Raw genomic sequence first — 26534 nt, forward strand, 5'->3', positions numbered from 1 at the left:
TTGCAGCCGATGCTCCTTCTGCCGCGCACGCTCCTAGCGTCCCGAGTTGGAAATTCGTTGAATAAATCTACCGACAATCCCCGCCATGCGTCGTTGCAAATGCTCGCCATGCGCACGGCATGTCTGCGCTTTGCGCCTAACTTGGCAGCGATTTCGGCAGATTTCTTTCTTCAACGAACTTCCAACTCAGGACACTAGCCGCGCGTTGCAAGCGTGTCTTACGCGCGCAAGGGCGCGCCGCTGACAGGCTGCTGCCCCCAGGCGCGGACACCATGGGGGCATGGCCTTCTCGCACGCAGATTCCCTGTCCCCTGCGCATGGCGGCGCCGAGCTAGCAGCACCGGTGCCGTCGCCCGGCGCGCCGCTGTTGCGGCGCGCCGGAATCCACCACCGGCCTGCCTTGCTGGTGCTGCCGGGTTGGGAGGACCATGGCAGGGCCCAGTTTGATCTGTTCGACCAGGACCTGTCGGCGCAGGGATGGCACTGCCGCCGCGGCAACCTGCCCGATGCCAGCTGGCCTGCCGCCGAGCGCGCCAGCGTGAACCGCGAGGACAACCTGCGCCAGGTGCTGCACGACTACCAGTTGCTGCACGCCCAGGAGCGGCCCGATGCCGTGGGCGTGCTGGGCTTCAGCTACGGCGGCTACATGGCGGCGCTGCTGGCGGGGATGTACCCCTTCGACTGGCTGGTGCTGCGCTCGCCCGCGATCTACCCCGATGAAGACTGGTCCACCCCCAAGGAAGACCTGGACAAGCGCGCGGTGGATGCCTACCGGCGCCAGGTACACATGGCCGACACCAACCGTGCGCTGGCGGCGTGCGCTGCCTTTCGGGGCGATGTGCTGCTGGTGCAGTCCGAGCGTGACCAGGTGGTGCCGGGCCCGGTGGCCGAAAGCTACGCCTGGGCCTTTGGCAATGCGCGCTCGCTGGTGCGGCACATGCTGCTCGGGGCGGACCATGAACTGTCACAGCCAAAGTGGCGCCAGACATACCACCGCATCGTGGTCGAGTGGCTGCAGGGCAGGCGCCTTCAACACCCGGGCCCGGGGGCGCCTCCTTTTTCGGCTGACGGCACCTTGCAATCGCGCTGACCGCCCCCACATGGTGCTGTCGAAGAACTGCCGCTCAAATCACGTCCCGCCGCTGGACGCCTGCGTTCTGCAGACCTTTTCCCTTCCTCCACGCATCCATCTGCGCCCTCCATCGGGGGTGCCGGCGGGCGCTTGCACGCCCCATCCGCGCCCTGCGCCGGGTGGCTGAGACCATTGCGCCCGCCAACCCACGGGGCGTGTTCCAAGCGAAGGAGCCTTTCATGGCAGGAAAAGAACAGAAACGCGGCAACAAGGAATCGAAGAAGCCCAAGCAGAAGCCGGTAGCGGTGGTGGACCCCATCGCCCCCGCGAAGGCCGGCGGCGCGGCGCCGCCACGCGCAGCCAAGAAGGGCTGAGCTCCACCACAGGGGCCACTGCGCCCCTGGCTGCACGCTGCTCCCTTCAGGCACCGGGCTTGATGGGAGCGCGCAGCGTTCGGCCTTGCGCAAGCGCGCAGGCCTGCCAGCGTGGCAGCACGCTGCCCCCTCCGACGCGGACGGCCTGGCCCGCCCGCCCCCCTTTTTCCTGCAGCGGGCAGATCACGAGGCACAACGCGGCCCCGGGGTGCCCCGAAAGGCGCCCATGCTTGTTGTCGATGCCCTGTTGTCTTCTCTCTCCCATGCCGTGCGGGGCGCAGCCTTGCCCCCTTGGAACGGCACCGCCCCGGTGCGCGAAGAACTCTTCGGCATGGAGCGCCTGGAGCAGCATGCGCGCAGCCTGGCCGCCGCCCAGCAGGTGAGCCTGCGGCCGCCCTCGGTCCCTTCGCTGCACCGGCGCCTGCGGTCCAATGCCAGCCAGTTGCTGGCCGCGTACCGGGCCAGCGCCGCCGAGCTGGAGTCGGGCTCCAGCGTGGTGCCCGCAGCCGACTGGCTGCTGGACAACTACCACGTGGTGGAAGAGCAGATCCGCGAGATCCGGGTCGATCTGCCGCCGGGCTACTACCGCCAGTTGCCCAAGCTGGCGCAGGGGCCGTTTGCCGGCTACCCGCGCGTCTTCGGCATTGCCTGGGCCTTTGTCGCGCACACCGACAGCCATTTCGATCCGCTGGCGCTGCGCCGCTTCATCGCCGCCTACCAGCAGGTGCAGCCGCTGATGATCAGCGAGCTGTGGGCGGTGGCCATCACCCTGCGCATCGTGCTGGTGGAAAACCTGCGCCGGCTGGCCGATCAGATCACGGCCGGCCGGGCCGACCGCGCCGATGCGCAGGCGCTGGCCGACCGCCTGCTCGCCTCGGGCAGCGCGCATTCGGCCCTGGTGGGCGACATCGGCACGCGCGCCAGCGGCCCGCTGTCGGAGCTGTTCGCAGCGCAGCTGGCCAAGCGCCTGCGCGACCAGGACCCGCGCACCACCCCGGCGCTGCAGTGGCTGGAAGAGCGGCTGGCCCAACAGGGCACCAGCGTGGGCCTGGTGATCGAGCACGCCCAGCAGCGCCAGGGCGCATCGAACGTGAGCGTGCGCAACGTGATCACCAGCATGCGGCTGATGTCCGACATCGACTGGGCCGACCTGGTCGAGGGCATGGGCCTGGTGGACGCGCGCCTGCGGGATGGCAGCGGCTTTGCGGCGATGGACTTTGCCACGCGCAACCTCTACCGCAGCGCCATCGAGCAACTGGCACGCGGCTCTGACTGGACCGAGCTGGCGATTGCCGAGCAGGCCCTGGCCAGCGCGCAGGCGGCAGCGGCCGCCCAGGGCACCGGCGCCGGCCCCGCGCGTGCCGCCGACCCCGGCTACCACCTGGTGGCCGAAGGCCGGCCCGCGCTGGAGCAGGCCATTGGCTTCAAGCCGCCCTGGGGCTTTCGCTTCAACCGCTGGCAGGTGGGCCTGGGCGTGCGCGGCTACATTGCCGCCATCCTGGGCCTGGCCGTGTTGCTGCTGGGCGCGGCCCTGTGGTGGGCCGGCCTGCAGGGCACGCACCCGGGCTGGCTGGTGGCGCTGGCGCTGGCCGGCTTTCTGCCCGCCACCGAGGTGGCCAGCGTGCTCGTCAACCGGCGCGTCACCCGGCGCTTTGGCCCCGTGGGGCTGCCGGGCCTGGCGCTGGACGATGGCGTGCCCACCCACCTGCGCACCCTGGTGGTGGTTCCCACGCTGCTGACCAGCGAGGCGGACCTGCGCGCCCACATCGAGAGCCTGGAGGTACACCACCTGGCGGGCGCGGGGGGCGACCTGTCGTTCGCGCTGCTGTCGGACGGGCTCGATGCCGCCACCGAGGTTGTCGATAGCGACGCCCACCTCATCGCCGTGGCGCAGGAGGCGATTGCTGCGCTCAACCTGCGGCACGGCCCGGCGCCGGGCGGCCAGCGCTTTTACCTGCTGCACCGGCACCGCCGCTTCAATGCCGGCGAGAACTGCTTCATGGGCTGGGAGCGCAAGCGCGGCAAGCTGCACGAGCTCAACCGCCTGCTGCGCGGCGCCACGGACACCAGCTTCATGGCGCTCGGCGATGCGGCGCAGCCCGACATCCTGCCCGGCGTGCGCTACGTCATCACGCTCGATGCCGACACCCGGCTGCCGCGCGACGCCGCGCTGCGCCTGATCGGCAAGATGGCCCACCCGCTGAACCAGCCCACTTTCAGCCCGGCCGAGCAGCGCGTGGTGGGCGGCCATGCCATTTTGCAGCCGCGCGTGACGCCGGCGCTGCCCATGGGGCTCGAAGGCTCGCTGTACCAGCGGCTGACCTCGGGCCCCGGCGGCATGGACCCGTATGCGGCCGCGGTGTCGGACGTGTACCAGGACCTGTTCGGCGAGGGCTCGTACACCGGCAAGGGCATCTACGACGTGGACGCCTTCGAAGCCGCGCTGGCCGGGCGCGTGCAAGAGAACACGCTGCTCAGCCACGACCTGTTCGAGGGCGTGCTGGCGCGTGCCGGCCTGGCGTCGGACGTGGAGGTGGTGGAGGACTTTCCGGCCCGCTACGACGTGGCCGTGCAGCGCCAGCACCGCTGGACGCGCGGCGACTGGCAGCTGCTGCCCTGGGTGCTGGGCCGGCGCTACCAGGGCGCCCCCTTGCCCGCCCTGGGCCGCTGGAAGATGCTGGACAACCTGCGCCGCTCGGTGCTGGCCCCGGCCGGCCTGCTGACCCTGCTGCTGTGCTGCGCGCTGCCCTGGCCGCAGGCGCCCTGGGGCGTGCTGCTGGTGCTTGCGGCCCTGGGCGTGCCGGCGTTTTTGCCGGGCATGGCCGAGCTGTGGGCCAGCCGCCCCGGCATCCGCGTGGCCAGCCATCTGCGCCTGCTCGTGAGCGACTTTCGCGTGGCTGTGCTGCAGACCGTGGCCGCCATCGCGTTGCTGCCCGACCACGCCTGGCGCGCGGTCGATGCCATCGTGCGCGCGCTGGTGCGGCTGTACGCCACGCACCGGCAGATGCTGGAGTGGAAGACCGCCGCGCAGTCGGCCACCAAGCCGCGCCCAGGGCCTGCGGGCTTTTACCGGCTGATGGCCGGTGGCCTGCTGCTGGCCACGGTGCTGGCGGCAGCTACTGCCGTCTTCGCGCCCGCTTCGCGGCCCCTGGTGCTGCCGCTGCTGGCGCTGTGGCTGGCGGCGCCGGCGCTGGCCTGGCGTTCAAGCCGCCGATCCGTGCCCGCGCCGCAAAGCGCGCCGGCGCTGGACAACGCGCTGGCGCTGCGGCGCATTGCGCGGCGCACCTGGCGCTTTTTCGAGACCTTCGTCACGGCGGCCGAGCACCACCTGCCGCCTGACAACTTCCAGGAAGACCCCAAGCCCGTGGTGGCGCGCCGCACCTCGCCCACCAACATGGGGCTGTACCTGCTGTCGGCCGTGGCGGCGCGCGACTTCGGCTGGGCCGGTGCCGTGCAGACCGCCGAGCGGCTGGAGGCCACGCTGGCCAGCATGGGCGCGCTGGCGCGCCACCGGGGCCATTTCTACAACTGGTATGACACCGGCACGGCACAGGTGCTGGCGCCGCCCTACGTGTCGTCGGTGGACAGCGGCAACCTGGCCGGCCACCTGATTGCGCTGGCCAATGCCTGCGAGGGCTGGGTGCGCGCGCCGCTGCCCGCCACCTGGGTGGCAGGGCTGGGCGATGCCGTGGCGCTGGCACGCGAGGCGGTGCAGGGCGTGCCCGCAGCCCAGGGCGCGCAGGGCCGCAGGCTGCTGGCCATGCTGGCCGAGATCGACACCGCGGTGGCGGGCGGCGCCGTGGAGATGGGCCTGCCCGCCCTGCAGCGCCTGGCCGACAAGGCGCTGAAGGAGGCGCAGGACATCGCGGTGCCGGCAGGCAGCGGTGGCGATGGCGGGGGCGATGCCCTGCTGTTCTGGACTGCGGCCGTGCGCGCACGCATCGCCGAGCAGGGGCGCGATCTGCAGGCTGCCGGAGCGGATGCGCCCACGCTCGACCTGCGCTGGCAGGCGCTGGCCGACACAGCACGTGCCTTGGCGCTGGGCATGGACTTCGCCTTTCTGCTCGACCCCGAGCGCAAGCTGCTGTCCATCGGCTACGCGGCGGTGGAAAACCGGCTCGACGCCAACTGCTACGACCTGCTGGCGTCCGAGGCGCGGCTGGCCAGCCTGTTCGCCATCGCCAAGGGCGACGTGGAGACGCGCCACTGGTTCCGCCTGGGGCGCACGGCGATCCCGGTGGGCAAGGGCTCGGCCCTGGTGTCGTGGTCGGGCTCGATGTTCGAGTACCTCATGCCCTCGCTGGTGATGCGCGCGCCCGCGGGCAGCCTGCTGGAGCAGACCAACACCCTGGTGGTGCGCCGGCAGATGGCCTATGGCGCGCAGCAGGGCATACCGTGGGGCATCTCCGAGTCGGCCTACAACGCGCGCGACCTGGAGTTCACCTACCAGTACTCCAACTTCGGCGTGCCGGGCCTGGGGCTCAAGCGCGGGCTGGCCGAGAACCTGGTGATCGCCCCCTACGCCACCGGCCTTGCATGCATGGTGGACGCGACCGCAGCAGGGAATAACTTCGCGCGGCTGGCGCAGCTCGGCGCCCTGGGGCAGCATGGCTTCTACGAGGCGCTGGACTTCACCCGCAGCCGCCTGCCCGAGGGGCAGGCCGTGGCCATCGTGCGCAACTACATGGCGCACCACCAGGGCATGAGCATTGTGGCCATTGCCAACACGCTGCACGGCGGGCAGATGCGCGAGCGCTTTCACCGCGAGCCCATGGTGCAGGCCTGCGAGCTGCTGCTGCAGGAGCGCATGCCGCGCCTGGTGGCCGTGGCCCACCCGCGTGCCGAAGAGACGCAGACCGGCCCCGCCGACGTGCGCGACGACCTGCACGCCGTGCGGCGCATGGGCGCGCCGGGTGCGGGCGCACCGGCCACGCACCTGCTGTCCAACGGGCGTTATGCCGTCATGCTCACTGCGGCCGGCACCGGCTACAGCCGCTGGCGCGACCTGGCCGTGACCCGCTGGCGCGAGGATGCGACCAGCGAGGACTGGGGCTCGCATGTCTACCTGCGCGACGCGCACAGCGGGCGCACCTGGTCGGCAGCGGCAGAGCCCTCGGGCCGCGCGGCCGACAGCTACGAGGTGGCGTTTGCCGAGGACCACGCGGCCTTCACCCGCCACGACGGCAGCATGACCACCACCACCGAGGTGATCGTGTCGGCCGAGGCCGATGGCGAGGTGCGCCAGGTCACGCTGGTCAACACCGGGCCGCGTGCGCGCGAGATCGACCTGACCTCGTATGCCGAGCTGGTGCTGGCCCCGCTTGCGGCCGACAACGCGCACCCGGCGTTCTCCAAGATGTTCGTGCAGACCGAGTACCTGCCCGAGTTTGGCGCGCTGCTGGCCACGCGCCGTGCGCGCAGCCCGGGCGAGCCGGGGGTGTGGGCCGCGCATTTCGCGGTGGTGGAGGGCACGGTGACCGCCCCGGCGCAGTACGAGACGGACCGGGGCCTGTTCCTGGGCCGGGGCCGCACGGCGCGCAATGCGCTGGCGGTGCATGGCGGCGGTGCGCTGTCCAACACCGTGGGCACGGTACTGGACCCGGTGTTCGCGCTGCGCCAGCGCGTGCGCATCGCCCCCGGGCAGATGGCCCGCGTGGCCTTCTGGACCCTGGTGGCGCCCACGCGCGAGGCGCTGCTCGACCTGCTGGACCAGCACCACGACCGCAGCGCCTTCGAGCGCGCGCGCACCCTGGCCTGGACGCAGGCCCAGGTGCAGCTGCGCCACATCGGCATCGGCGCCGATGCGGCGGCGGATTTTCAGCGCCTGGCGGCGCCCATCCTGTATGCGGATGCGCGCTTTCGCGCGCCGGCCGATGCCATTGCACGCGGTGCGGGCCCGCAGTCGGGCCTGTGGCAGCACGGCATTTCGGGTGACCTGCCCATCGTGCTGCTGCGCATCGACGACATCGAGGACATCTCCCAACTGCACCAGCTGCTGCAGGCGCATGAATACTGGCGCATGAAGCGCCTGGGCGTGGACCTGGTGGTCATCAACGAGCGTGCGTCGTCGTACGTGCAGGACCTGCAGATCGCCATCGAGACCGCCGTGCGCAGCAGCCAGTCGCGCCCGCGCCTGGGCGAGTCGCTGGCGCAGGGCGTGGTGCATACGCTGCGCGCCGACCTCATGGATGCGGCTTCGCGCGCGCTGCTGCAGTCCATCGCCCGCGTGGCCCTGGTGGCGCGGCGCGGGCCCATCGCCCAGCAGCTGGAACTGGTACCCGGGGAGGCGCCCGAGGCGGTGGCCAGACCGGTGGCCGTGTTGGCACCGCAGCCCCCGTACGAGCCGGCCCCCGCGCCGGACACCACCGGGCTTGAGTTCTTCAACGGCCTGGGCGGCTTCGACAAGGATGGCACGGAGTACGTGAGCATTTTGCGCGATGGGGCGACCACGCCCGCGCCGTGGATCAACGTCATCGCCAACCCGGGCTTCGGCTTTCACGTGTCGGCCGATGGCAGCGGCTACACCTGGGCCGGCAACAGCCGCGAGAACCAGCTCACGCCCTGGTCCAACGACCCGGTGAGCGATCCGGCGGGCGAGGCCTTCATCGTGCGCGACGATGCCAGCGGCCAGCTGTGGGGCCCCACCGCGCAGCCCATGCGCGGCCAGGGCACCTACACGGCGCGCCATGGGCACGGCTACAGCCGCTTTCTGCACGAGGCCCATGGCATCGCGCTGGAGCTGCTGCAGTTCGTACCCATCGCCGACCCGGTCAAGGTCTCGCGCCTCACGCTGCACAACCGCACGGCGCAGGTGCGGCAGATCACCGTGACGCTGTATGCCGAATGGGTGCTGGGCACTTCGCGCGGGGCATCGGCCCCGTTCGTGCTGACCGAGCGCGATGCGGACAGCGGCGTGCTGCTGGCACGCAACCCCTGGAGCACGGCGTTTGCGGGCCGCGTGGCCTTTGCCGACCTGGGCGGCCAGCAGACCGCGTGGACGAGCGACCGCACGGAGTTTCTGGGGCGGCATGGCAGCCTGGCGGCGCCAGCGGCGCTGCGCGGCCAGGCCGTGCTGTCCGGCGGCGGCGGCGCAGGGCGCGACCCGTGCGCGGCGCTGCAATGCAGGCTCACGCTGCAGCCCGGGGAGACCCGGGAGGTGACCGGCTTCATCGGGCAGTGTGCATCGGCGGCAGAAAGCCTGGCCCTGGTGGCCCGCTACCGCCTGCTCGACGTGGACACCCTGCTGCAGGAGGTGGTGCGCCATTGGCGCAGCCTGCTGGGCGCCGTGCAGGTGCGCACGCCGGACCGGGCCATGGACATCATGCTCAACGGCTGGCTGCTGTACCAGACGCAGGCCTGCCGCGTCTGGGCCCGCTCGGCCTTCTACCAGGCCAGCGGGGCCTACGGCTTTCGCGACCAGTTGCAGGACGGCATGGCGCTGGCCTTTGCCCGCCCCGAGGAGACGCGCGCGCACCTGCTGCGCGCTGCGGGCCGGCAGTTTGCCGAAGGCGACGTGCAGCACTGGTGGCTGCCGCACTCGGGGCAGGGCGTTCGCACGCGCATCTCGGACGACCGGGTGTGGCTGGCGTTTGCCACCGCCAGCTATGTGCAGGTGTCGGGCGATGTGGCGGTGCTGGACGAGGCCGTGCCCTTCCTGGACGGGCCGCCGCTGCAGTCCGGTGAGCACGACGCCTTCTTCCAGCCCATGCTGGCCGACGCATCGGCCACGCTGTTCGAGCACTGCGCGCTGGCACTGGACCAGGCCATGGCGCTGACCGGTGACCTGGGCCTGCCGCTGATGGGCACGGGCGACTGGAACGACGGCATGAACCGCGTGGGCCAGGAGGGCCGGGGCCAGAGCGTGTGGCTGGGCTGGCTGCTGCTGCGCACGGTGGCGTTGATGGCGCCGCTGGCGGACGCCCGCGACCCCGGCCGCGCGGCGCGCTGGCGCGCGCATGCCGAATCGGTGCGCGCAGCCCTGGAGCGCGAGGCCTGGGACGGCGCCTGGTACCGCCGCGCCACCTTCGACGATGGCACCTGGCTGGGCACGCACGATGCGCAGGAATGCCGCATCGATTCCATCGCCCAATCCTGGGCGGTGCTCTCGGGCGCGGCCGACCCGGCGCGCGCGCTGATCGCCATGGCCTCGCTGGGCGAGAAGCTGGTGCTGCCGCAGGAGGGGTTGGCCCTGCTGTTCACCCCACCGTTCGACCAGACGCCGCACGACCCCGGCTATATCAAGGGCTACCCGCCCGGCCTGCGCGAGAACGGCGGGCAGTACAGCCATGCGGCCATGTGGGCCATCATGGCCCGCGCCCAGCTGCGCAACGACCCGCAGGCCGGCACCCGGGCGCACGCGCTATTCGCGCTGGTCAACCCCATCCACCATGCGCGCACGCCCGCCGAGGTGGCGCGCTACCGGGTGGAGCCGTATGTGGTGGCGGCCGACGTCTATTCGGTGGCACCGCACACCGGGCGCGGCGGCTGGACCTGGTACACCGGCGCCGCGGGCTGGATGTACCGCGCGGGGGTGGAAAGCATCCTGGGCATAAGGCGTGAAGGCCAGGTGCTGGTGATCGACCCGTGCATCCCGGCCGAATGGCCGGGATTCGAGGCGCGCGTCGATGTGGCCGGGGCCTTCTACACCATCGAATTCACCGCGTCGGGCCCGCCCGGAGCGGAGGCCAGGGTGGTCTCGGCGGAGCTGGATGGGATTGCGCTGGCGTGTGGCGCGGTGCCGCTGCGGGTGCCGCTTGTCGAGGGCGAGCACCGCTTGCGGATCGGGTTGCTGCGGGGTTAAGCGGCCAGGGGTTTGGGGAGGAACTGCGGACCCTGTGGCGCATGCCGCAGGAGAGGTGCGGCCGCTGGATCAGCGAGCGCCCGCGCCCGCACCGGATCCTGCGCCTGCCGCACCTGGGCCGCCAACGCCCGCACCGGCTGCACCGGCGCCTGCCCCGGCACCTGGGGCGCCGGCTCCCACGCCCGCGGCGCCCGCACCCGAGCCCACGCCGGGGCCAGGCCCTGCGCTGGAGCCTGCACCTACGCCCGACCCGGCACCTGCACCGGTGGCGCCGCCCGGCGTTCCCGCGCTGACGCTGCCGCCCGAGCCGCTGCCGGACGGCCCTGGCGCTGCCGTGCCAATGCCCGTGCCGCTGGCGCCCGGGGCACCGCTGCCCACGCCCGCGCCGCTGCTGGTGCCCGGGGCTGGGCCACCGGTGGATCCGGTGGAACCCGTGGACCCAGTCGTACCGGAGGTGCCGGGTCCTGTCGCAGTGCTGCCGGTACCCGTGGCACTGCCGCCTGGGGTGCCGACGGTGCCCGGCGTGCCGGTGCTGTTGCCCGTGCCCGTCGCGTTGCCGCTGGTGTTGCCTGCAGGGGTGCTGCCGGTGGTGGCAGTGCTGCCGGTGTTGCCGACAGTGCCGGTCGTAGCGGTGCTGGTACCTGTGTTGCCTGTCGCGCTGGTCGTGGCGGTGTTGCTGCTGCTGGGTACGGCACCCGGGATGCTGGAGGTGCTGCTGCCCGGATTGCCGATGCTGGTGCTGCTGGGTATGCCACCGGGGATGTTGCCGGGGATGCTGGTATTGCCAATGCTGCTGTTGCTGCTGGGCGTGGTGGCGGTCGTGGTGCTGGTAGTGGCAGTGCGGTTGACCGGCGCGGTGCTGGTCATGTTGCCGATGCTGTTGTTGTTGCTGCTGCTGGGCACGCTGCTGGGGATGCTGGAGGTGCTGGTGCTGGCATTGCCCACGTTGCTGCTGCTCGGAATGCCGCTGGGGATGTTGCCCGGAACGCTGGTGTTGCCGATGCTGCTGTTGCTGCTCGGCGTGCTGGGATCGCTCGGGGCGCTGGTGGTGGTGCTGGCAGGGCTGCCGATGGTGACGGTGGATGGCGTGGCCGGGCTGGCGCTACCGAAGCCGCCCTGGGCCTGGGCCAGTTGCGCGGTGGCGAGCGCCAGCACGGAGACGGCGATCAGCGGGGCCGCGAGGCTGCGGCGCGAAGGGGCGCGTGAAGTGACGATAGGGGTGGCAAGCATGGGGACTCCTTGGTGGATGGCGGTGGACCAGGGCCTGAACAGCAGGCCCCATGCCACCATGCCTTCCATGCTGCTACCGGCGGGCAGGCGGGGTGGTAGGGGTACAGGTGTGCGCCGGGTAGGACGTTGCGCCTGCGGCGCAGCCGGTGCCCCGCCCTGCAACACCTGGCTACGCCCTTGCGGTGCACGACGTCTCTGCAACGCCTTGTTGCAGATGTCCGTCGGGCAGATGCGTCTGCGGGCGCAGCCCACTGATGAGCGCACGGCCACTGTCATATCTGACAGTTCATTGCCTTGTGCTGCGCCGATATGGTCGGGTCTTCAGCGCTTTTGTTTTTTCCTTTTTTTGAGAGACGCCCCCCCATGAAGACTGCCTTTTCTTCCGTACTACTGAGTTGCCTGGCCGCCCTGGCCGTGATGGGCCCCGCGGCCGTGCAGGCGCAGGGGGTGCAGATCAATCTTGCGGCATCCCAGGTGGGTGTGGTGGATGGCCAGAATCTGCGCATCAACAATGTGGAGTACGCGGGCCGGCGCTACATCCTGGAGGTGCAGTGGAACCCGCTGGCCGCGACCTTCGTGCCCACCAAGGTGAGTGAGCAGGCGGCCTCGGGCCTGTTGTGCAATGCGCCGGTGTTCGCGTCCAGCGCGCGGGCGGGCACGCTGATGCTGCAGGTGGACCCGGGCAACCGGGCGGTGCAGGTGTCGGTGGTCAATGATGGACCCCAGGATCCCTGGAGCTTTTCGCTGTATGGCTGGCGCTTCGTACACAACCAGACGGCCTATGCCCTGACACTCAAGCCCTCGGAGGTGGACCCCAACACGGCGCTCATGAACCTGGCCAGTTCCAGCCTGTACAGTGTGCGCCCGCTGGCGCGGGGCGAGCGGCTGGTGGTGGGCACCATCAACAACCTGCCTGCAGGTTTCAATTTCAACATGCCCATCACCAGCGTGGTCTACGGCAACCAGACCACGGCCTGCCAGTAAGGCCGGGGCGCGAACTCAGGCGGTGTTCTGGGGCGCCGCGCCCAGCAGGTACTCCGCCACCTCTTCCGAGAACCTGCTGCGGTGCGTGCCCAGCAGCACGGCCCCGTCGTCCATGCCCTCGGGGTCGGGCCGCACGCCGGGCATGCCATGGGCCACCAGGGCCTGGGCGCAGCCGACCCAGTCGCCGCCGGGCACGGGTGCGTTGATCGAGGCCCACGAGAGGGTGCCGATCACGTTGTCGCCAAAGCCGTGCAGGGCGCGCCAGTCGGCGCCGTGGTCGAGCAGGAAGCGGGCGAGCGGCGCGTCGCCGCGGAACACTGCCTGGTTCAGGGCCGAGCCGTCCCAGTCACCGCCGCGCTCTTCGATGGGCCAGCCCAGGGCGACCATGGTGCGCACCGCCTCGCCGCAGCCCTGGGCCGCGAGCTCGGGCAGCAGCCTGAGCTGGGTGGGGCCGAGCGTGCCGATGATGCCGGGGTGCGCAGCCTGGAGGGCGCGGGCCGCCGGCCCGTCGGCGCGTGCGCAGGCGGCGATGAAGGCTTCGTCCGGAGCGAGCGGTGCGCCGCCGTTGCCTTGTGGGCCCTCGGTGGCGTCCTGCAGCAGTTGTGCCACCTCGGTCAGGCCGTAGCGCAGCGCCATGGTGCGGGCGGGCGTGCCGTCCTGGGTGCGCGCATCGGGCCGGGCACCGGCGGCCAGCAGGGCTGCGATGTGGGCGGGCGAGCGGCGCCGGCGGATGGCCCACAGCAGCAGCGAGCCCCATTCCGATGTGGGTGGGCCCGGCGGTGCTTCGTTGGCATCGCCGCCGTGCGCCAGCAGCAGCTGCAGGGTGGCCAGGTCATCGAGGTCGAGCACGCGGTACATGGCGTTGGTGCCGGTGATGTGCGCGCCGGCTTCGAGCAGCAGCCGGGTGCATTCAGGCTGGTCGAGCGCGTGGTAGAGCGATTCGTTGTCGTCGGGGTTGGCACCCGCATCGAGCAGCAGCCGGGTGAGTTCGGGGTCGAGGTTGCGGCCGGCGGCACCGTACAGGGCCGAGAGGCGTTCGTCCTCGGCCGGGGCCTGCAGCGAGGCCGGCGGCCAACGGTTGCCCACCGACTGGTCGGGCGATGCGCCGGCCGCCAGCAGGTACCGTGCGCAGGCGATCAGCCGTTCGCGGTGGCTCGGCAGCTGCAGCAGCCCGGAATGCGTGACCGCCACCAGCGGCAGCAACTGCAGCGGCCCGCCCGTGCGGTGTACCCAGCCTGGGTCGTGTGCGCTGGCCTGGCGCAGCACGGCCTCGTCGCCGGTGGCGCAGGCCAGCCAGGGGTCGCCCGTGCCGAGCAGGGCAGGGTTGTCTTCGAGCAGGCGCAGAGCCACCGCAGGCAGCGCGCGGTTCATGCCGCCGGAGATATCGCCCGCATAGACCAGGCCCAGCCAGTGCAGCAGGGCCTTGCCCGGGTCATCGGCCTGGGCCCGGCGTGCGATGGCAAAGCCCTGAAGGTCGGCCCAGGATGCAAAGCCGTACTCGCGCGCGATGCACGACTGCGCATCGTGCAGGCGCAGGCCCTGGGCGGTGAGGGTGGCGTCGTCCTTGCCTGCGGCGGCCGGCAATGCGGCGCGAAAGCGCTCCAAGGCGGCAGCGTCGTGGCCGCGGTACAAGGCCAGGAGGTCCTTGGCCTGTTTTTTGAGGTGGCCGATGTCGGGCCGGGCGGGAAGGCGCTTGTAGGGCGTCGTCGTCATGAAGAGTACCTCCGTGCATCAGGTGCCGATGGCCCGCAGATCCGGCTGCACAAAAGGCGGTGGATTGGCGTGGGGTGGAGGGCAACTGCAGCGTGGTGCTGGTGTTGTCCTCCGTGCAAGTGGGTTCTACCCTTTCCGCGGGCCCGGGGGCGGCTTGCACCGCGGGTGGGATGTTAGCTGATGTGGGGTGGTCTTCGTTTTGTTGTTGCGGCTTGGTGGGTGTGGTTGCTTCTGTTCTTTTGCCTGGGGCGGAGGCCGGGATGTGCGCCCGGCGGCGCAGTAACTTTCTCTTGAGTCGCCAAGAGAAAGTCACCAAAGAGAAGGCGACCCCGCTGCCCGTGTCCCCACTCGCCTGGCGGCGAGTGGGGCAGCCTGCGATGCTCGGTCCTGGGGTGACGCCGAAGAACTCCCTGCGCAGCCTCTGCGAGGCAGCTCCGGTCAGACAGCTTCGGCGAGCCAGATGACGAGGCGCGTGTCCTTCGGCACGCGCTCACCCCAGGCCCTGCGCTTCTCGGCACGGTCAGAAGGGGGGTGGGAGCGGGCCCCATACGGGCCATTGCTTCGCTCGGCCCAAACTGCCTCGCTGCGCTTGGCCTGAGCAGGGAGATCGCGCACAGCTCGTCGGCAGCGCACAGCGCGAACCGACACCCGGCGCAGCTGCGCAGCAGCAGCCGTCTCTGACCCCGCTCCCCACCCCTGCTGGCTGCGCCGAGAAGCGCAGGGGCTGGGGTGGGTGCGTGTGCCGCAGGACACACGCACTTCGTGGTCTAGCTTGCCGATGCTGTTTGAGCGGAGTTCGAAGAACGCAGCGAGTTCATCGGCACCACCCCAGTTCCGAGCATCGCAGGCTGCCCCCATCGCCCGACAGGGCGATGGGGGACGCAGACTGGGGGCCGCCTTCTCTTTGGTGACTTTCTCTTGGCGGCCAAGAGAAAGTTACTGCGCCGCCGGGCGCACATCCCGGCCTCCGCCCTCAGCAAAAGAACAGACGCAACCACAGACACCAAGCAGCAGCAGCACCGCCACCAAGCTCAGCCCGCCGGGCAGAGACCCGGCTCCCCGGTGCTACCCGTTCTCCAAACTCAGCTCTGGCCAGTAACTGAGCGGCGCCGGCCCGGTCGGCGGATCATCCGGGTCTGCAAGCGCGTTGATCGCAGGCCGCGGCGCCAGGCACATCTGCAGGTACAGGTGGTCGCGCAGCACCGCACGGCTGGGGCCGAACAGCACGGGTGGGGGCCTTTCGTCGCCGGGCTCGAAGAGCACATCGATCTCGACCTTGGCGCCCTTGGGCGGGTTCAGGAACTCCTGCGCGGCGGCGATGGCCTCGATCCAGACGAAGGCGCCTGCGATCTCTGCGGTGGCGAAGGCCGAGGAGGGCAGGTTCAGGCCGGAGTGGACCAGGGAGTAGTCGTGCCAGGCCATGTAAGGGTGTACGCCAGCGGCCAGGCAGACGTCGAGCGCGGCACGCTCTGCCATCGCGGCCTTGTCGTCGCTGTCTGCATCCTCGGGGTAGGCAAGCACTAAACGCATGGGTAGGGGGCTCCGGATCAACCAGCCATCGTAGCCACAGAACCGGGGTGTGATCAATCAAACAATTGCCACTACTGCCTGTACCACTCACTGCCTACATCGGCGCTGGCGTGGGGTGCGGCCCCACGGGTTCGGGTGGCAGGGGGTTGCCGGGCAGGGGATCGGGCACGGGGTCCACCGGGCCCATGGGGTTGGGGTGGGTGGCCGTAGTAGCTACGGCAGCACCCAGCAACTGCTGCAGCAGGGACGGAAAGTGGAACGGCATGGTCGTAGACCCCTTCTTCATCATCATCATCTTCACTTCAATCACCACGCCACATCAGCGCGATGCGGGCGACGCAGGCACATCGCTGGCGGGCGCGGTGGCCTGCATGGGGACGGCGCCGGTTGCTGTCGTCGCCCCCGTGGGTGTGGATTGGTCCGTAGTAGAAGGCAGGGTGGAGCCCGCAGGCGCACCCATGGTGTTGCGGCTCGCGTCCACGGGGGTGTCGGCTGACTGGGGCTGCGCCTGGCCGGGGCCCTGGGTGCCGGCCTGGGCGGGCGAGGATGCCGTAGGCATTGCCGGGGCCATGCTGCCGGTGGAGGACGAAGCAGCCGCAGGGGTGGTGTCGCCCATGCGGCTGGCGTTGCCCTTGGGGCCCATCACGTTGAAGCCGATCACTGCCGCCACGGCGATGGCGACCATGCCAACCACGTACCACATGGCCTTGGTGTTCTCCTTGCCGCTGGTGGGTTCGGGGTTGCTGCCCGGGGCGGAGGGACGGGGTGTTGTGGTTGTGGTGGTGGTTGTTGTGGATGGGGTGGCCATGGCGGTCTCCAAATAGGGGTGTTGTCGTTCGGCTCCAAGGCCTGTGCGGGGCTTTCTGCGCCGCACGGCCTGCCACGCCATGGTCGCCCCAGGGTGGTGCAGGCGCTGTCGGACGGACGCGCATGGCGCAGCCGGACAATCGAGCGGCGCGGGCCGCAAGCTTTTGGCGAGAGCTTCCACGGTCCAAAAGCAGAATGGCCCGCGAACAGGCCATTCTGGTTGCCGGCTTGCTTGCGGCAGGCACCCTAGCGGGGGATGTGCCGCAGGGCGGTGGGTGCGTGAAGCACCTGGGCCTGCCCACGCCGTTTTCGACCTGAAGGAAAGGAAGACCTGCCGGGCGTGGCACTCGGCTTTGCGCCGGCGGATTGCGCTCCTGGCGCAGCGCGGCCTTGATTGGCACGGCAGGGCGGGTCTTCGGGGCGTCGCCAAGCCTGTCGATGCGTGAGGCCACCGGGCGACGCCGATTCAATCAATCAATCAATCAATCAGTCGATGTCAAAAACGGGGTGAACAGGCCCTGGTTGCAGTAAACCCTGGCCCGCCGGCCGGCGTGCTGCGCTGAATCGAGCCCGCCGTTCAGTTCGTATCCTTGGACGATTTGCCCGAGGCCGCGGTGCTCGCCGTGCTGCTACTGCCCGTGCCGGTCAGGCCCGAGTTGCCGCCCTGCGGGGTGCTGCTCTTGCCATTGCCGGCATTGCCCTGCGTGACCTGGCCCGACGGGTTGGAGCCGGGCAGGCCTTCATTGCGGCTGCGCGAGGTGCGCCAGGTGTTGAACTCGTCGGAGAACTTCTGGTAGCGCTCATTGCGCCACGAGTCGTAGTCTTCGTCGAGCAGGCGCAGTTGCTCTTGGCGCCAGGCGGAATAGTCGGGGTCATGGTGGTCGCGCTGGCTGCTGCCGCGGTACTGCGGGTTGCCCTGCTGGCGGTCGTAGTTGCCGCTGTCGCCGTCCTGGCGCCCATCGTAGCCATAGCCGTAGCTGCGGCCCCGCCGGGTGGCGTAACCGTAACCGTAGCCGCCGCCGCCTTGGTCACGGTCATAACTGCTGCTGCTGTTGCCGTAGCCTTCGCGGGCCCAGGCGTCGGGTCGGTTCAGGCGGGCGCGGTCGTCCCGGCCGTATCCGCCATCGTAGCCAGCGCTGCCGTATGCGCCGCCACCGTATTGCTGCTGGCGATAGCGCTGTTCCGCTTCGTAGGGCTCGTAGCCACCAATGTCGGGGCTGCGTGCGCCATAGCCATAGCCATAGCCGGTATCGTGGTTGCGGTAGTTGCTGTTGCCGCCCTGGTAGTAGCGGTCGCGGCCAATATCGCGGCCAATATCTCTGCCAGTATCGCGCCCGGTGTCACGGCCTTCCCAGGCGCGTGTGCCCTGGTAGCCCTGGCCATCGCGGCGGCCACCGTAGGGCTCGTAGCGGCTCCCGCGGTTGTCCCCGGGGATGGAATGGCTGGTGCGCAGGTCTTCGTCGCGGTCCAGGTCGGGGTGGTCGAAGCCCACGCGCTGCGCACGCTGGTGCTGCAGGGGATCGTGGTGGTCGTTGTCGCGGTTCATTCCGTGGCGAGAAAAGCCACTGTCGTCACTGTCTCGGTATCCCATTGTCTTGCTCCTTGGTGAGGGCAGGCGGGGCGATGCGCTGCCCCAACGGGCCGCGCGCCCCTGTCCTTCCTTCTCTGTGCTTCCAAATGCAATCGATGATGTGCCGCGAAGATGATGGTCGTCATCGTCACCCTCACGGCGGTTGCCGGAACTGCGGCCCGCACGCCGCTGCGCACCGGGAGAGCGCCATCGCGCCCTCCGGCGCTGGGCCGGTGCGGGCCGCAGAACCGGGGGTCAATGCTGGCTCTTGGGAGACCGCTGGTTGTTCGACGATTCACCCTGCTGGCGGCTGGCCTCGTTGTTTTGCTGGCCGGGCTGGTTCTGGCCCTGCTGGCGGCTGCCCGAGCTGCCGGTGCTCTGCTCCTGCTGGCGCTCGCCCGAAGGTTTGCGCTGCAGGCTGTTGTCGTCCTGGTTCGGGTGGTTGCTGCCTTGGGGGTTGTTCTTTGGCATACACGTTCTCCTTTGAGGTGAAAACATTGCACACGACGACCGTGTGTGGCTCCATTCTTCGGTGCCGGGGTGGGTGGCCATGTAGGTCTTGTCCTATGCGCCGGTCGGAAAATCACCCACCCCGGTAAGCAGATGCACGGGCTGTATCCACGGGGTGCGCAGGCCTGCAAAATGTAAGCAGGCGCAAGGCTTTGCAGCGCGCCGCCGGCACCCGAGAAGGGTGCAAAAAGCTTGGCGTTTGGTCCTACAAGCGTGGCCACCGGCGGCCCACTACGATGGCTGCGCCGTGAGGGGTGATGTGGACCCCGGATCGGCCTCTCTCCCTCGTGACCATCGCGAGTTGGGCCCGCCGCTGTGCGGGCCCTTTTTTCGGCGCCGAGTCTGTTACCAATGGCTTACTTTTAGCGCAGGCATTGTTGGACACCCGGCCAGCAGGGTATTGCTACCATGGCGCTATCTGGGCATCGCTCAGAGCAGACAGCAGATCCAGGGACCCAGCGCCGTATGCCCATGTCGTCAGCCGTTTTTCGATTCACGCGCGATGGCCGCGAATCGCACAGCACCATGATCAGCGCGACCACGGACGCGATGAGCGTCGTGCTCGTCTGGCAGGCCCTGGGCGCAGGGCGCCGGCACGAGGTGCTGGACGACAGCGGCGAGGAGTTTCTGGTGGTGCGCCTGCTCTACCCGGCCGAGCAGGCCGCACAGGCCATCAGCGACCTGGATGAGCAGTGCGATACGCATGGGGTGCTGCGCGACGAGGTTCCCGGCGGGTGAACCCGCTGCCTCCTACCTCACCCCATCCAGCATCTGCCGCACCTTGCGCACCAAGTGCGCCACGTCAAACGGCTTGGTGAGGATGGCCATGCCTTCCTCCATGAGGCCGTTGCCCACGGCGGCGTTCTCGGCGTAGCCGGTGATGAACAACACCTTGAGGCCCGGGCGCACAGTGCGGCCGGCGTCGGCCACCTGGCGGCCGTTGAGGCCGCCGGGCAGGCCCACGTCGGTGACCAGCAGGTCGATGCGTTCGGGCCCCTGCAGCAGGTGCAGGCCGGTAGGGCCGCTGTCGGCCAGCAGCACGCGGTAGCCGGCCTCGGCCAGTACCTCGCTGACCAGCTCGCGGATGGTGTGCTCGTCCTCGATGACCAGCACCGATTCGCCTGCACCTGGCGCCAGGTCGTGGTTGGCCGCCGCGGTTTCCTCCTGCGCGTGGCCCTGGTGGCGCGGCAGGTACAGGTCCATGGTGGTGCCCTGGCCGGGCGCCGATTGCACGCGCACCTGGCCGCCCGATTGGCGCACGAAGCCATACACCATCGACAGGCCCAGCCCCGTGCCCTGGCCCAGGGGCTTGGTGGTGAAGAAGGGGTCGAAGATGCGCTGGATGAGCCCGGGCGGCATGCCGGCGCCGCTGTCGGCCACGCTCAGCACCAGGTATTCACCGGCGGGCAGCTCCAGTTCGCGGGCGCTGCGCTCGTCCAGCACCTGGTTGGCGGTGGTGATGACGAGGCGCCCGCCCTGGGGCATCATCGCGTCGCGCGCGTTGATGCACAGGTTGAGCAGGGCGTTTTCGAGCTGCGAGGGGTCGATGCGCGCGGCCCACAGGTCGGGCGCGGCGGCCACCTGCAGGTCCACCGTGGGGCCCACGGTGCGGGCGATCAGGTCCTGCATGCCGGCGACCAGGCGGTTCACGTCCACGGGGCGCGGGTCCAGCGTCTGGCGGCGCGAAAACGCCAGCAGGCGCTGCGTGAGGCTGGCGGCGCTGCGCACCGAGCGCTCGCACATTTCGATGTAGCGCTCCAGCCCCTCGCGCTTGCCCTTGGCCATCTGGATCTTCATGACCTGCAGGCTGCCGCTCATGGCGGCCAGCAGGTTGTTGAAGTCGTGCGCGATGCCGCCGGTGAGCTGGCCCACGGCCTCCATCTTCTGGGCCTGGCGCAGGGCCTCTTGCGCTTCGTCGAAAGCGGCCTGCTGGCGCAGCTTGTCGGTGATGTCCACCCCGGTGGCGAAGGCGCCGATCTGCGTGCCGTCGGCCGCGCGCAGCACCTCGAACTTGAGCTCGTACTGGCGCTGGGCGATGGCCGGGTTGCCGAACTGGCCCTGGATGGTGAAGGACTCGCCGGCCATGGCGCGCTGCCATAGCGCCAGCGCGGCCTGCACGTCGGCCCCCGTGCCGTTGAGCAGCGCGGGCAGGCTGTCGCCCGGTGCAGGGCGCACGCCGTACACGCGCTCGTACTCGTCGGCGTTGGCCTGGTTGATCGCCAGGAAGCGGTAGTCCCGGTCGAGCACCTGGATGAAGGCGTCGGTGGTCTGCACGATGGTGGCCAGCACGTCGCGCTCGGCCGTGCGCTCGGCCAGGGCTGCGGCATGGTCTTTTTCGTCCTGCACGTCGCGGGTGATGCAGTAGACCAGGCCGTCCTCAGGCACCGCCACCCACGACAGCCAGCGCCAGCCGCCGGCCTTCGTGCGGTAGCGGTTCTCGAAGCGCAGCACGGGCAGGCCGCGCTCGCTGGCGTCCGTCCAGGCGTGCTCGCTGGCGGCCAGATCGTCGGGATGCACCAGCTCGCGAAATCCCATGCGCTGCATCTCGTCTTCCGTCCAGCCCAGCGTGCGTTCCCATGCGGGGTTGGCGGCCTCGAAGTGCCCGCTGGCGTTGATCACGCACAGCAGCTCGGGGCTGACAGCCCAGGCGCGGCCGCGCGAGAGCGTGCGCTCGATCACCAGGCGCTCCAGGTCGGCATTGAGTGCGCGCAGCCGCGCCTCGCTGGCCTGCACGGCGGCCTGCGCCTGCACGCGCTCGGTCACGTCGTAGCCGCCCACGAAAATGCCGTTGATGGCGCCGCTGTCGTCGCGCGTGGCTTCGTACAGGAGATCGACGTGGCGCTGGTGCGCTTCGCCGTAGAGCTGCAGGGGCAGGGCGGATGCGTGCATGGGCTCGCCGGTGGCGTACACCCGGTCCAGCATTTCGTAATAGCCCTGGCTGGCCAGTTCGGGGAACACCTCGCGCACCGTGCGGCCGATGAAGTCGCGCGGGCCCGAGATTTTCACGTAGGCATCGTTCACGTACTCAAAGGTGTGTTCAGGCCCGGTAAACACGCCCACGAAACCGGGCATCTGCTGCAGCAGGCGCTGCTGGCGCGCCCGTTCGGAGCGGGCCTTGCGCTCGGCCAGCACCTTGTCGGTGGTCTCGACCACCGTGTCGAGCATGGCGACGATGGTGCCGTGCTCATCGAACCAGGGGCTGTAGCAGAAGGTGAAGAAGGCTTCCTCCAGGGCCGCGCCGCCGCGGTCGATGTGCATCTGGAAGTCTTCGATGAAGGTGGACTCGCCCGCCAGGGCCTTTTCGGCAATGGGGTGGAGCCCCTCCCACGCCTCGGCCCAGGTCACGCGCATGGGCTGGCCCAGCGCGTCGCCCTTGCCGCCCAGGATGGTGTGGTAGCCGTCGTTGTACAGGGCGATCAGGTCTGGCCCCCAGAACAGGCACGCGGCGAAGTCGGAGCCGAGCACCATGTCCACCGCCATGCGCAGCGAGGCGGGCCATTGCACGACAGGCCCCAGTGGCGTGGTGGACCAGTCAAATGCGCGGATGCGCGCGCCCATGAGGCCACCGCCCGAGTGGAAGGCAGAGGCGCGGTGCGGAGTGAGTGGCTTCATCGGCAGGTCTGCGGCCATGTTGCGCCAAGGATAACCCGGCCTACCCGTGGCCCGGATTTACACCGGTGCGTGGGCTGCGGAAAACTCCGCCCGTGCGCGCCACGTCACCACCGCATGCGCCAAGGCCGCTACGAAGGTGGCGCCGATCAGCGCGATGGAGACCGGCAGGTGGAACTGGTCGAACCCGGCCAGCGCAAACCCCGCATGGATGGGCAGCACCGAGGCGCACAGCGCTGCGATGGCCATCGAGCAGCCCCAGCCCGCAGGCCGGCGCTGCACCACCGGAATGAAGAGGGCCAGCACCAGCGTGAACACCAGCACGTTGAACACGTTGAAGAGCTGTATGCCGCCGGGCAGGCCGAACATCTCCCACTCGTGCCAGTAGGCTGCATCACCCTGGTGGGCGAAGACCAGGGCGATGTCGAGAACGGCGATGCGGTTGAGGGTGAGCATGGGGTGGGGGGGCTGGGTGGGGTGCCTGGCGGACAGGCAGGATGGCGGAGGGAATCGCGCCTGGAGCGGCGCGGTGCCCCCTGCATTCTCACCCACCCAGGGGCGCCGATCACGTGCGCAAGCCTTGCCCCGGTCATTGCACCCAGCGGAACGGCACGGTCTTGACCCCATCGCCATTCCACGCCGACACGGTGCCCGTGATCTCACGCCCGGCAGGGGTTTCCTTGGCCTGGATCAGGCTCAGGTGGTAGCGGTAGCCATCGCCGTTGGCGGCCCGCGCCTGGCCGATGGCGCGGGCCGCCGCATCGGTGTGCTGAAGGGCCATGCTGGCGCCGGCCAGCAGCACGGCGATGCCCGCGCCCATGGCGATGGGCCAGCGCGTGCTGCGCACCTTGAGGCCGGCGGCGGCAATGGCGGCCCGCACCGAGGGCGCGCCCAGCTCGCGCACCAGCCAGGCCATCAGCGCCACGGTGAACACCAGCAGCACGCCGCCGAGCACGGCCAGTGCAGCATGGGTCTTGACCATCGCGAGCGTGAGGCCCGGCGGCTGCAGCAGCGGCGAGACCAGCACCACCGCCGCCAGAAGCGCCAGCATGGAGATGGACATGCGCCGCACGATGGATGCCGCGCGCAGGCTGCCGCGCAGCAGGAAGATGCCACCGGCCACGGAGAAGATGTTGAAGCTCGACACATAGGGCAGGTCGAGCGCCAGGCAGATGAGCCAGGCGGCGATGTCGACCAGGCCCACGATGACCAGGGCCAGGCCGGTGCGGTGCAGGTGGGGGCGGTGGGGGGTGTCGGTAGGCATGGGGTGGACTGCAATATAGCCGGCGCGCCACCGCCCATCCAGGATTGGGGGGGGCAGGCTATATTGCCATCGACCTTTACCAATCGCTTTTTTGCTTGCACGCAGCATGGAATACACACTGGCAATCACCGATGTCGCCAACGAAGACATCCGAAAATCCATCCTCGCGCCACTCGTTGCCTACAACGACAGCCAGGCGGGGCCGAGCCAGGGGCGCCCCCTGGTCGTCCAGGTGAATGATGGCACGGGCGCTGTCATCGGCGGCCTGTGGGGCTACACGGCCTATGGCTGGTTGTTCACGCAGTTGCTCGTGGTGCCGGAGCAGCTGCGCGGCCAGGGTCTGGGAACCAGGCTCTTGCAGATGGCCGAGAAGGAGTCCCTGGCCCGCAGCTGCCATGGCGCCTGGCTGGATACCTTCGAGTTCCAGGCCCGGGCGTTCTATGAGCGCATGGGCTACGTGTGCTTTGGCGAGCTTCCCGATTTTCCGACCGGGTTCTCACGCTTTTTCATGAAGAAGACGCTGGTCTGATTTTTTCGCTGCTGCTCAGGCCTTGCGTGCACGGCGGCGCTGGGGCGCACCCGCAGGCGCTGCCAGAGTTGCCGGGCCCGCCTTCTCGTGCGGCAGCATCGGTGGCGGCTGCCCGGTGCCGATCCACTCGTCGTAGAAGGCGATCTTGCCGTCGATGAGCTCCAGCGCCTGCAGCCACTCGGCGATGGTGGCCTGGGCGCGCACGCGGTGCGCCAGCAACAGGTCCTTGCGCTGGCGCAGGCTGGTGCGCCCCTGGCGGACCAAATCCGTGTACTCGCGCATCTCGGCGATCGACATGCCGGTGCGGCGCAGCCGGTCCATGAGCTGCAGCCATTCCAGGTGCCGAGCATGGTAGACGCGCCGGCCCGCGGCATCGCGCGCGACGTTGGGCATCAGCCCCTGGGTTTCGTACCAGCGGATGGCGTGCACGCTGTGGCCGCTGCGTTGCGCCAGCTCGCCAATGCGCAACAGGGCGCCTTCGCCGTGCTTGCGGCCGCCCTGGATGTCGCCGCCGCTCATGTGCCCGGCCTCGCAGGCGGGGCCAGCACGGTCTGGGCGAGCGCGGTGTCCATGTACTCGGTGAGCTCCTTGAGCTGGCCGCCCTCGAGCCGGCACACGTAGCAGTACTGGTTGTGGTAGGGCTGGCCGGCCTTGGTGGTGACGCGGCCCTGGCATTCGATGACCACGTGGTCACCTTCGGCGATGAAGCGCTGGGCGGTGTTGGTGTAGCGGTCGGCGAACTGCGCCATGAGCGGCCCGAGCAGTTCCTCGCGCACCGCCCGCTTGCCGCGGTAGCTGCCGCGCCAGGGCCCTTCGCTTTTGAAGGTCCAGCAGAAATCGTCGGCCATGGCATCGACCAGCGGGCGGCCGTTGCCCTGTGCCAGTTCGGAAAAGATGGCTTGCATGAGTGCCTTGTTTGCTTGCATGGTGCGGCTCCAGAAAAGATGGAAAAGTGGTTGGAGCCGTGATTGGGCGAGCTAGAGTGCACTCTATGTCAAGTGGAGGGATTGCGCTGCACCGACTTCCGGCGCGCCCCGCGCCCGCAGTCGGGGCCATGGGGGTGGTCCGCCGAGTCCGGCCGGCGCAGGCGGCACATGCGGGCCTGCAGCGCGGCGAAGTCCTCGCGCGGGCCCAGCGCGTGCTGCACGAAGTGGGCGATGGCCTGCCCCTCGCGCTGGGCCATGGCCTCGGCAGTCTCGCCGTTTTGCCCGTAGTTCCAGACGGCCCACAGGGCGCCCAGGTCGCCGTCGATGCGCACTACCGCGTGGTGGTGCTGGTCCTCGGGCCCGCCGTAGACCATGGCGTTGCACAGCAGCACGGTCTGCCTGGGTGTGGTGGGCAGGGCCCGGGGCGGCGGGGTACCTTCGCGGCAGTCGGCCTGGCGCCCGGGGCCCGTGGTGCGCAGGCGGCTGAGGTCCAGCAGGCGCAGGCGGTTGTAAGGCAGCGCCTGGCGCGTGGCGGCCCAGGGGTTGTCGCAGACGGAGCGCGCCCACCCGCGGGTCAGCAGGGCACACAGCGGCGGCTGGCCCGGGTCGGAATGGTTCCAGCCATAGGTATCCACCACCACGGACAGGCTGTCCAGCGGCAGGGGCTGGCCGGGGTCGGCCGAATCGCGCAGGAACTGCTGGCGCGCTTCGGCCGCGCGCTGGCGATCGCGCTGGCGGTCGAGCGAGAAGGACATCCCCTGGCGGGCATGCTCCTCCAGCGCCACGAAGGGCAGCACCAGGGGGTGCTGCGCGATGGAGACATGGATGTCGCTGGCCAGCACGCCCACAGGCACTTGCGCGCGCGCCCTGGTCTTCAAGCCCTCGTCATCTACCTGCCCGCAGGCGGACAGTGCGAACAGGAGAATGCCCAGCGCCGCGGCGCGGAGGGCGGCGCGGCCGGCGGTTGCAGCCCGGGATATTGCAGGGTTCAAGGTGTGGTGCTCTCATGGGGCCTTGCCTGCAGTATTGCGGGGCTGTGTGAGGTGGGGATGAAGTCCCCCAGGGGCACGCGCCGTGCGCAGGCTTGGCTAGCCGATGCCCTGCCCAATGCGCCACAGCACGCTGGTCGGGTCGACCAGGCAGAAGTCGCGAATGCCCCAGGGCTGGTCCTGGGGCGGTATGGTGCGCACGCCGTAGCGGCCGGCCAGGTCTTGCGAGACCACCCGGTCCCACCAGGCCTCGACGTCGGCCACCAGCATGTGCATCATGAAGTTGTCGGCGTGCTCTTTCACATAGAAGTTCTGCAGCAGAAAGCTGCAGTGGCCGGCGTTGAAGTAGGCCATGTCGGGCGACAGCAGTTCCTCGATGAAGCCCAGGTCGACATAGAAGCGGCGCGACAGCGCGAAGTCGCGCGCAGGCACGTAGGCCTTGATTTCCAGCGTTTCCATTCCCATGGTGTTTCCCCTTCCGTCATGCGCCGACAACGCCAGCATGTGCTGCGATTATGTCGGCGGCAGCGCCCGGCATGGGCGCCAAAGCCCTGCCCGCAGCGTTGGCCTGCAGGTGGCCGGGGGGCGGCTACCATTGTTGGCAACGCGCGATCCTGCTGCGCTTTT

General features: G+C 69.8%; 20 protein-coding genes. 6 read left to right on the forward strand and 14 right to left on the reverse strand.

Annotation, left to right across the window (positions count from 1 at the left end):
- The first annotated feature begins 280 nt into the window (after positions 1-280).
- The 3 genes from AC0IZS_RS22430 to AC0IZS_RS22440 all read left to right on the forward strand — a co-directional run bounded on the left by AC0IZS_RS22430 (position 281) and on the right by AC0IZS_RS22440 (position 10246).
- Positions 281-1090, forward strand: a complete 810-nt coding sequence (locus tag AC0IZS_RS22430; RefSeq protein ID WP_471637659.1) for an alpha/beta hydrolase — start codon at positions 281-283, stop codon at positions 1088-1090.
- A 221-nt stretch (positions 1091-1311) separates the two neighbouring features.
- Positions 1312-1446, forward strand: a complete 135-nt coding sequence (locus tag AC0IZS_RS22435) for a hypothetical protein (protein WP_471637660.1) — start codon at positions 1312-1314, stop codon at positions 1444-1446.
- A gap of 226 nt (positions 1447-1672) precedes the next feature.
- Positions 1673-10246, forward strand: a complete 8574-nt coding sequence (locus AC0IZS_RS22440) for a glycoside hydrolase family 94 protein (protein WP_471637661.1) — start codon at positions 1673-1675, stop codon at positions 10244-10246.
- Positions 10247-10315: 69 nt separating this feature from the next.
- Here AC0IZS_RS22440 and AC0IZS_RS22445 read toward each other — a convergent pair whose 3' ends face one another.
- Complete coding sequence (locus AC0IZS_RS22445; RefSeq protein WP_471637662.1) at positions 10316-11476, reverse strand: hypothetical protein; 1161 nt, start codon at positions 11474-11476, stop codon at positions 10316-10318.
- A gap of 363 nt (positions 11477-11839) precedes the next feature.
- Here AC0IZS_RS22445 and AC0IZS_RS22450 point away from each other — a divergent pair, with 363 nt between their 5' ends.
- On the forward strand, positions 11840-12460 hold the full coding sequence (locus AC0IZS_RS22450; protein ID WP_471637663.1) for a hypothetical protein: 621 nt from the start codon (positions 11840-11842) through the stop codon (positions 12458-12460).
- Positions 12461-12475: 15 nt separating this feature from the next.
- Here the strand turns inward: AC0IZS_RS22450 and AC0IZS_RS22455 are convergent, their stop codons facing one another.
- The 6 genes from AC0IZS_RS22455 to AC0IZS_RS22480 form a co-directional block, all read right to left on the reverse strand.
- On the reverse strand, positions 12476-14173 hold the full coding sequence (locus AC0IZS_RS22455; RefSeq protein ID WP_471637664.1) for an ankyrin repeat domain-containing protein: 1698 nt from the start codon (positions 14171-14173) through the stop codon (positions 12476-12478).
- Between the two features lie 1065 nt (positions 14174-15238).
- A complete protein-coding gene (locus AC0IZS_RS22460; protein ID WP_471637665.1) occupies positions 15239-15703 on the reverse strand; it encodes a hypothetical protein in 465 nt (154 codons plus the stop codon).
- A 94-nt stretch (positions 15704-15797) separates the two neighbouring features.
- Positions 15798-15968: a hypothetical protein gene (locus tag AC0IZS_RS22465; RefSeq protein ID WP_471637666.1), complete on the reverse strand. Its 171-nt coding sequence runs from the start codon at positions 15966-15968 to the stop codon at positions 15798-15800.
- A 54-nt stretch (positions 15969-16022) separates the two neighbouring features.
- A complete protein-coding gene (locus tag AC0IZS_RS22470; RefSeq protein WP_471637667.1) occupies positions 16023-16511 on the reverse strand; it encodes a hypothetical protein in 489 nt (162 codons plus the stop codon).
- Positions 16512-17087: 576 nt separating this feature from the next.
- Complete coding sequence (locus AC0IZS_RS22475) at positions 17088-18101, reverse strand: hypothetical protein (protein ID WP_471637668.1); 1014 nt, start codon at positions 18099-18101, stop codon at positions 17088-17090.
- Between the two features lie 234 nt (positions 18102-18335).
- Positions 18336-18551 (reverse strand): hypothetical protein, encoded by a 216-nt coding sequence (locus tag AC0IZS_RS22480; RefSeq protein WP_471637669.1) that lies wholly within the window; start codon positions 18549-18551, stop codon positions 18336-18338.
- A gap of 510 nt (positions 18552-19061) precedes the next feature.
- On the opposite strand from AC0IZS_RS22480, the gene AC0IZS_RS22485 reads away from it, so the two are divergent.
- The gene (locus AC0IZS_RS22485; RefSeq protein ID WP_471637670.1) at positions 19062-19328 is read left to right on the forward strand and encodes a hypothetical protein; all 267 of its coding nucleotides are present in this window, start codon (positions 19062-19064) and stop codon (positions 19326-19328) included.
- Positions 19329-19340: 12 nt separating this feature from the next.
- Here AC0IZS_RS22485 and AC0IZS_RS22490 read toward each other — a convergent pair whose 3' ends face one another.
- The 3 genes from AC0IZS_RS22490 to AC0IZS_RS22500 form a co-directional block, all read right to left on the reverse strand.
- On the reverse strand, positions 19341-22202 hold the full coding sequence (locus AC0IZS_RS22490) for a PAS domain-containing protein (protein WP_471637671.1): 2862 nt from the start codon (positions 22200-22202) through the stop codon (positions 19341-19343).
- A 57-nt stretch (positions 22203-22259) separates the two neighbouring features.
- Positions 22260-22655, reverse strand: coding sequence for a DUF6713 family protein (locus AC0IZS_RS22495; protein WP_471637672.1), 396 nt, complete (start codon positions 22653-22655; stop codon positions 22260-22262).
- Positions 22656-22788: 133 nt separating this feature from the next.
- Positions 22789-23463, reverse strand: a complete 675-nt coding sequence (locus AC0IZS_RS22500; RefSeq protein ID WP_471637673.1) for a hypothetical protein — start codon at positions 23461-23463, stop codon at positions 22789-22791.
- Positions 23464-23569: 106 nt separating this feature from the next.
- Between AC0IZS_RS22500 and AC0IZS_RS22505 the strand changes: the two genes are divergently transcribed.
- On the forward strand, positions 23570-23992 hold the full coding sequence (locus tag AC0IZS_RS22505) for a GNAT family N-acetyltransferase (protein WP_471637674.1): 423 nt from the start codon (positions 23570-23572) through the stop codon (positions 23990-23992).
- 15 nt (positions 23993-24007) lie between these two features.
- On the opposite strand, the gene AC0IZS_RS22510 is transcribed toward AC0IZS_RS22505, so the two are convergent.
- The 4 genes from AC0IZS_RS22510 to AC0IZS_RS22525 form a co-directional block, all read right to left on the reverse strand.
- Entirely contained in the window at positions 24008-24511 is a 504-nt protein-coding gene (locus AC0IZS_RS22510) for a MerR family transcriptional regulator (protein WP_471637675.1), read from the reverse strand.
- Complete coding sequence (locus AC0IZS_RS22515) at positions 24508-24918, reverse strand: nuclear transport factor 2 family protein (protein ID WP_471637676.1); 411 nt, start codon at positions 24916-24918, stop codon at positions 24508-24510. The genes AC0IZS_RS22510 and AC0IZS_RS22515 overlap by 4 nt, the downstream gene beginning before the upstream one ends.
- 68 nt (positions 24919-24986) lie before the next feature.
- Entirely contained in the window at positions 24987-25910 is a 924-nt protein-coding gene (locus AC0IZS_RS22520; RefSeq protein ID WP_471637677.1) for a hypothetical protein, read from the reverse strand.
- A gap of 96 nt (positions 25911-26006) precedes the next feature.
- The gene (locus AC0IZS_RS22525; RefSeq protein ID WP_471637678.1) at positions 26007-26372 is read right to left on the reverse strand and encodes a VOC family protein; all 366 of its coding nucleotides are present in this window, start codon (positions 26370-26372) and stop codon (positions 26007-26009) included.
- Between the last annotated feature and the right edge of the window lie 162 nt (positions 26373-26534).

This window comes from Acidovorax sp. AC410 (assembly GCF_979253235.1).

Excerpts from the sequence above, each read along its gene's own strand:
- AC0IZS_RS22430 (WP_471637659.1), top strand. The coding sequence starts at position 281 with ATGGCCTTCTCGCACGCAGATTCCCTGTCCCCTGCGCATGGCGGCGCC.
- AC0IZS_RS22435 (WP_471637660.1), top strand. The coding sequence starts at position 1,312 with ATGGCAGGAAAAGAACAGAAACGCGGCAACAAGGAATCGAAGAAGCCC.
- AC0IZS_RS22440 (WP_471637661.1), top strand. The coding sequence starts at position 1,673 with ATGCTTGTTGTCGATGCCCTGTTGTCTTCTCTCTCCCATGCCGTGCGG.
- AC0IZS_RS22445 (WP_471637662.1), bottom strand. The coding sequence starts at position 11,476 with ATGCTTGCCACCCCTATCGTCACTTCACGCGCCCCTTCGCGCCGCAGC.
- AC0IZS_RS22450 (WP_471637663.1), top strand. The coding sequence starts at position 11,840 with ATGAAGACTGCCTTTTCTTCCGTACTACTGAGTTGCCTGGCCGCCCTG.
- AC0IZS_RS22455 (WP_471637664.1), bottom strand. The coding sequence starts at position 14,173 with ATGACGACGACGCCCTACAAGCGCCTTCCCGCCCGGCCCGACATCGGC.
- AC0IZS_RS22460 (WP_471637665.1), bottom strand. The coding sequence starts at position 15,703 with ATGCGTTTAGTGCTTGCCTACCCCGAGGATGCAGACAGCGACGACAAG.
- AC0IZS_RS22465 (WP_471637666.1), bottom strand. The coding sequence starts at position 15,968 with ATGCCGTTCCACTTTCCGTCCCTGCTGCAGCAGTTGCTGGGTGCTGCC.
- AC0IZS_RS22470 (WP_471637667.1), bottom strand. The coding sequence starts at position 16,511 with ATGGCCACCCCATCCACAACAACCACCACCACAACCACAACACCCCGT.
- AC0IZS_RS22475 (WP_471637668.1), bottom strand. The coding sequence starts at position 18,101 with ATGGGATACCGAGACAGTGACGACAGTGGCTTTTCTCGCCACGGAATG.
- AC0IZS_RS22480 (WP_471637669.1), bottom strand. The coding sequence starts at position 18,551 with ATGCCAAAGAACAACCCCCAAGGCAGCAACCACCCGAACCAGGACGAC.
- AC0IZS_RS22485 (WP_471637670.1), top strand. The coding sequence starts at position 19,062 with ATGTCGTCAGCCGTTTTTCGATTCACGCGCGATGGCCGCGAATCGCAC.
- AC0IZS_RS22490 (WP_471637671.1), bottom strand. The coding sequence starts at position 22,202 with ATGAAGCCACTCACTCCGCACCGCGCCTCTGCCTTCCACTCGGGCGGT.
- AC0IZS_RS22495 (WP_471637672.1), bottom strand. The coding sequence starts at position 22,655 with ATGCTCACCCTCAACCGCATCGCCGTTCTCGACATCGCCCTGGTCTTC.
- AC0IZS_RS22500 (WP_471637673.1), bottom strand. The coding sequence starts at position 23,463 with ATGCCTACCGACACCCCCCACCGCCCCCACCTGCACCGCACCGGCCTG.
- AC0IZS_RS22505 (WP_471637674.1), top strand. The coding sequence starts at position 23,570 with ATGGAATACACACTGGCAATCACCGATGTCGCCAACGAAGACATCCGA.
- AC0IZS_RS22510 (WP_471637675.1), bottom strand. The coding sequence starts at position 24,511 with ATGAGCGGCGGCGACATCCAGGGCGGCCGCAAGCACGGCGAAGGCGCC.
- AC0IZS_RS22515 (WP_471637676.1), bottom strand. The coding sequence starts at position 24,918 with ATGCAAGCAAACAAGGCACTCATGCAAGCCATCTTTTCCGAACTGGCA.
- AC0IZS_RS22525 (WP_471637678.1), bottom strand. The coding sequence starts at position 26,372 with ATGGGAATGGAAACGCTGGAAATCAAGGCCTACGTGCCTGCGCGCGAC.